The organism is Nitrosomonas sp. Nm166, from assembly GCF_900112825.1.
Taxonomy (GTDB): Bacteria; Pseudomonadota; Gammaproteobacteria; order Burkholderiales; family Nitrosomonadaceae; genus Nitrosomonas.
This window is the reverse complement of sequence record NZ_FONE01000078.1, coordinates 1-5864: the sequence shown is the minus strand read 5'-3', so window position 1 is coordinate 5864 and position 5864 is coordinate 1. Positions and strand designations below refer to the sequence as shown.

At 37.0% G+C, this 5864-nt stretch carries 3 protein-coding genes; all 3 read right to left on the bottom strand.

Features of this window, described 5'->3' with window-relative positions; genetic code table 11:
• Positions 1–371: 371 nt before the first annotated feature.
• The 3 genes from BM021_RS14365 to BM021_RS14355 all read right to left on the bottom strand — a co-directional run bounded on the left by BM021_RS14365 (position 372) and on the right by BM021_RS14355 (position 4876).
• Entirely contained in the window at positions 372–2177 is a 1806-nt protein-coding gene (locus tag BM021_RS14365; protein ID WP_090721682.1) for a dynamin family protein, read from the bottom strand.
• Positions 2178–2271: 94 nt separating this feature from the next.
• A complete protein-coding gene (locus BM021_RS14360) occupies positions 2272–2832 on the bottom strand; it encodes a hypothetical protein (protein ID WP_090721681.1) in 561 nt (186 codons plus the stop codon).
• 25 nt (positions 2833–2857) lie between these two features.
• Complete coding sequence (locus BM021_RS14355; protein WP_090721680.1) at positions 2858–4876, bottom strand: dynamin family protein; 2019 nt, start codon at positions 4874–4876, stop codon at positions 2858–2860.
• Positions 4877–5864: the final 988 nt, after the last annotated feature.

Genomic DNA, 5864 nt, shown 5'->3' with positions numbered 1-5864 from the left:
GACCAGTTCGTCCAGTCGCTGGCGGAACAGGTCATTACTCTTTTGCGTGCACGGCTTTGGCCCCATCTAACCCTCGCTAAATTTGCAGGAAATTGTAGCAATTTTACCAAAAACTGGTGAATTTAATCGCCTTAATTCATCAATTCATCACACAGAATCAGAATGTTATGGATTGTTCAGACTGAACTACCTAGAAGAGATGGGCAACCTTAAGAGCTGATGATTAAATATTTTTTAATGATGATACTCATCCTTATATTAAACTCACGTTATTCAAGGAATTCACTGATAGTATTTCTCAAGGTGAAACGTCTATTGAAGAACAACTTAGAATTTATCTACTTAAACGATACAAGATGATGAATTGAAGATCAGTGAAAAAACTCTGCTTCTTCAAGATTATCAAGTGTCTTTTTGCAATTTATAAATGCCTTTTGCGCTACCGATATAAGATGAATTTGCTTTTTATAATCATTGTTAACTCGCAATAGAGTGTAACTACTACCTGATTTAGTAATAATTGAAGAAATCAATGAGAGCCGTTTTTTAAGCCTCTCGATTTGTTTTTTACTTATTTCCTCTAGTTGCTGATTAAATATTCTTGAGATTGAACCCTCGATAGAAGTATCAATCAATGCCTCGCAATCTCTAATTTCTTCTAATAACCTATCAATTGAATTGGCACTCCATATCCATTCAAAATCAAAAAAACTATTCTTTACAGGGTAAAGGTAAGGACCCTGCCATAGTTTGGAAAAAGTTAAATCGTCTGCGGGCAATTGTACTTTAATAGGTGTCAAAATATCATCCTCAAACTCAATAACAAATTGTGCAGCCAAGCTGCAAGTTACTTTATATTGGTTTAATAGATTTATTTGTATTGATGCGAGCTCAGCTGCAGCTGCGGCTATTCCTGCGTTCAATTCTCTTGCAATTCTATCTCTGTCATAGGCATTCCAAGTTAATCTATCGTGAGAAAGGCTTGACGCGCATCTCTCTCGAAGTTCTTTCAAGCATATTTTCAAACGCTCTGATGCTTTTACGATCTCCAATTGAGCCTTCTTTATTGCTGAATTGAGATCGACTTTATTAAAAGCTATTTGCCAACGACGGTACAACTCATTTTCCCTCTCAGCTAGGATTTGCATAGCATATTGAGTTGCCATGTGATTCCCGTTTCTCATCTCCGCAAAGACAAATGCCTCATTGCGTACTGTGCAAGTAAGCATGTCTAGCTTGTTTGAAATAAGTTCTGAGGCACGTAAGATGCGCAATTTTTCGCCCTCATGGCCATAATTATGGTTAAACCAATCGGCGAACCTCTCAACTTCATCTTTATGGAGCGAAGTGGCCATCGGAGATTTTTGTAAGATTGCAAGTGACTTTATTGAGGGTAAGTGGATAACAAAAATATTTTGTATAGAAATATTAACATTATTACAGTGAAGTTCATTCCATACAAATTCACGGATTTCGTTAATATTATTTTCAATAATTGTATTATCTAGTGGTTCGCAAGTATCATCATTAAGTAGTTTGGAGGATCTTATGTTGATTATAATTGCATCTATTTCACGGCCTAGTTTAGCTAGCTCTGCAACGGTTCTTAATCCAGGCGCTGCATGGCGATCATTTATAACGACAATAGCTCCATCTATTTTTTTCAGTGCGGCTTTGGCATCGTGACGAATGATCTCGGATACACCTTCTAATCCAGGCATATCGATTATTTTAAGACCATCTGCCAAGTGATGACTATTTATCCTAATAATTCCTTCGCTAACACCTTTATGATTGTCTGGATTCTCACGTTGAAGAAGATAGGTAGAAAACTCATTTATGTCAGAACAATCGATACCCGCTTTGTTGTCATAGCGCCTTACGGTATATTTTTGAGTTACAGACGAATCGGAAATTATTATAATTGGTGCAACAGTACCAGGTTTGCTATCATCTGTTGGAACTAACAATTTACCAAAAATTGCATTCACGAGGGTTGATTTACCAGCACCTTCTTCTCCAACAATTCCAAGGGTTCTGGTGACAATACGCTCAATATCTAACTGGATAGAGTCATTATGATCGCCACGTATCGAAATAAGGTTTTTTAGCGTATCTTGTAGAAGGAGCAAATCTGATTTTGCGCTTTTAAGCGCATCATTCTTAAATTTTGTCATCTAAAGAAGTATTAGATAATTAAAGTAGAGTCTATTTTAATAATTAGATCAAAAGTATATGAAATGGTGGAAGGTATAATTTTATGACTGGCGCCTATGAAAACCGTCTCCTAAGATCAGCAATTTGCCATCGAATCGTGTGTGCCCATTCTTCTTCACGGGGATCCAATTCTACTAATCTTAGCAATAATTCTTCAGTCTGATTGAGATGAGCTAATTCGCCTGAGTTTTCCACCTTTGTGATAGCTCCAAGGATCCGATTACGAATTGTGACCGGTGTCTCCCTATTTTCTAGAGGAGTCTTGTTAAAATGTAAAGACTCTTGCTCACTAATGCCTTGTGAAGAAGTTGTAAGCTTATCTCGAAGTTGCGTCTGGAAAGTAGCAGTGTGTTGACTTAGTGGTGGCCTGTTAGTCTTCGTCAGATGGCGCCAAAAGAAGAATGCCAATCCAAGTGCTCCCAAAAGTGCACTAAGAAAGCTCCAACCTCCTAAGGGAGAAATATGAGAAATATTCCATAGACTAGAAAGCAGCCATAAAGCAATATTAAGTAACGCAAGCGCAAGGAAGAATATAAAAATAACACGGAAAATAATAACTGCCAATCTTGTTTGAGCATTATTTAATCCAAATATTAATTTAAATAGGTTCTTCATTTTCTTTTAAGAATATATTAGCTGACTAATTCCTTATCTGTGGAGTTACCATTATACGAATTTCTAGGATTTGCTGCGTAAGCTTGTGCAATTCCGCTACCCTCTTGTCAAGCTCACTATATTCAGTTTTAATCTGAGATAAATCTTCACCGGTAGGATTTGTTACTAATACCTGAAGTTGCTGAAGGCGTAATTTCAATGCTACATCAATAAGCTCTCCAATACCGGCTACAGATTTGTCAATGTATTCTTTATATTCTTTATTTTCCTTATCTCTATTTTGTTCAAGCGATTTTCGTAATTTTCTAAGCTTATCTAATGCCACTTTTTTCTCAGTTCCAAGAAATTTATTTATAGCAGCACCTGCTGCGACAAATGCAGTGCTACCTAACAATAATGCACCTATGGTCATTGTGATTGGCTCAGGTATGGCGAGTAAAAAAGCGCCTTTTGATCCAACGGCTGATCCAACGGCTCCTCCTATACCAGCCCCACTTACTGCTCCTACTGACTTGAGGAGCGCACGCCTTCCGTCTTCTGTATTAATCTCCGAGATATACAGAATGTCTGTGTTTGTTATTTCGATTTCAACAGCACCATGGCGCTCCAGAACTGGAAGTTTGGTCAGTATTTCTTTCAAAACAATGTTTGCATCTTTGGTTAGCTCTCCTTTTATCCTTTCCAAGATTGCTTGAAGAGATTTGTTTGCATTAGTAACGTGCTCTGAAGTGTAATCTTGTAGAGCAGCAACTTTGTCGCGGATTTTTTCGGTTGGTATATCCTCGGGCCACTGGTTGATTTCTGCAACAACTTTGTCAATTCTACCAGTTGTTACGGCATGTAAGCTTATGAGAGTATTGTTAATTTCTTCCCATGCCTTATTAGCTAATTTCTCAACATGCTCATGAGTGTAAGCACCTTTAACCCAGTGCTCGTCAATTGCTGCTGCAGCTACTTTTGAAAAATATTCTGGAAAATTTTTGTCTCCATTAAGAACGCATTCGAGTAAACTTCTACGAATTTCTATATAGCTTGAGAGCATAGCGAGTGCTTGCTCACACCTAGCCGCAGCATGTAGGATCGCACTACCTAATCCGTTCTCTTGAATATATCTTGAAATCTTATCAAGGAATCGATTTATTTCATCAAGATGAGCCTCTGTAGCTATTTTTCCTTTTTGGGTATATAGCGTATTAGCACTAAAGTTAAAAACGTCTTCTTCTGTTGGAAGATTTTTAAATCCACATTCTTTAAGTATTGGAGCGATCGTATCAATTGCATCAATTCGTGCTTGCTTGATTTTTTCCTTAATTACTTCGTTGGGAAGTGGTTGACTAGAGCCATCTTGTATTTCAAACCAATCAGACGGACGGTTCGAAACAATAGCTTGAAATGAACCCTGGTCGCGATCCATTATACTTCGAGCAAGATCAGTTAGAGAGCTAAAGGATCGTTTATCTATCACTGCAATAACAGCAGCTGTATGGGATCTAATAAATTTCTGTGCTTCTATTCTTACTTGATCTGAGACACCTCCAATACCTGGCATATCTACAAGCTCTAGCCCATTTTTAAGTAAAGGGTTATTTACCTTAATACTTGCTCTTGCAACTTTTTTCTCGTTATCTTTATTTGTTTTTTGTTGAATATACTCGAAACATTCTTTTTTATCGCATACCTTAGGTTTTTTATTATCTAAAAATTCGACTGTATATTCGCCTTCTGGCTTATCGCCATATTTAATATAAACCGGGGCTACAGTTCCTGGTTTATTTTCTTCTATTGGAGAAAGTTCTGCCTTGAGTATTCCTCGGATTAGTGTAGACTTTCCAGCTCCTTCAGCGCCAAGAACTGCTAGAGACAATTTCTGTCTAGAGACGCTATTTTCTGCTTTATCGAACTCTATTTGGGCAGCTTCTTTTACAGCGGGTATCTGTTCAGCCAGAAATCTTCCATCTTCAATGATACTTAGCAGATTTTCTTTAAGCTGATGGAAACGTTGGAGTACTATTTCTGGTGTCAATGAATTAGAATATTTTTCCACAAAAAATCTCCCTCATTTATGCGTAGAGTACCGTTGACCTAATTGCTGGTAGCAATTCTCCCTACTGAGCTGCTACGCAGCTTCCAAAAATTCAGTAGTAGTAGTTTGAGTCAAGTGTGATTCCTAATACTTTTGTCACAAGTAATACGCCTTTTTAAATTCATCAGCGGAATATATCAGACGGCTAAAAATGAGATTAGTAGGCCATCCGATCCATTCCAACGCGGCATTTCATTAGCTTTAATCAATTCTATTATAAATGTCAAGAGCCAATTTAAATACTATTGATAAAGCTATCCCGTTCTTGCGGAGATTATTTGATACCTTGAATAAGTGAGTAATCCATCGAATTAGCATTCTTCTCAGATATGATAAGGGATACTGCGAGTTTCCCAAGCTTAGCGTATGATTGTGTTGTAAGCCGCCTACATATGAACGAATAGGAGGTATAACGCAGACGGAGAAAAGTAGGCATTTTGCATTGGCATTTACGAGCGTTGTAGTGCTTATCGTAACAAATGAAAAGTCTACAAGGGAGTAAGAAGTACTTGAATCAAGTAGAGCGCGATTTAATTATAACTCGACAAGCATTTTGTCACTAATTAATTAATCCGCTCTTTTGGCGGGTTTTTTATGGGTATTAATTGATGGGTTTATTGATGGGAAATGGATACTATACATTCTGAAGAGCGCATTAATAAACGATACTTGATGGAGAAGGCGTTCCTATCACCTCGATTATGCCATTATTTATAAGCAATCTATGTTACTTCCTTTTAAAATTGCTCATTTTTTAAAAAGCACCTCTATTTTATTAAGAATATCTTAGTATAAGGTAATTAATACTTAAAGCCATATTTAATGCCAACTGGCTGTTATGCTAATTTGATCTAAGAATCTGTTTGCAAAACTCAAGTAATTATAGAAAGATGGATATTTATTATTTCACATAGAAAGAAAATTGTACCCAACAGATCTAACTAAACCT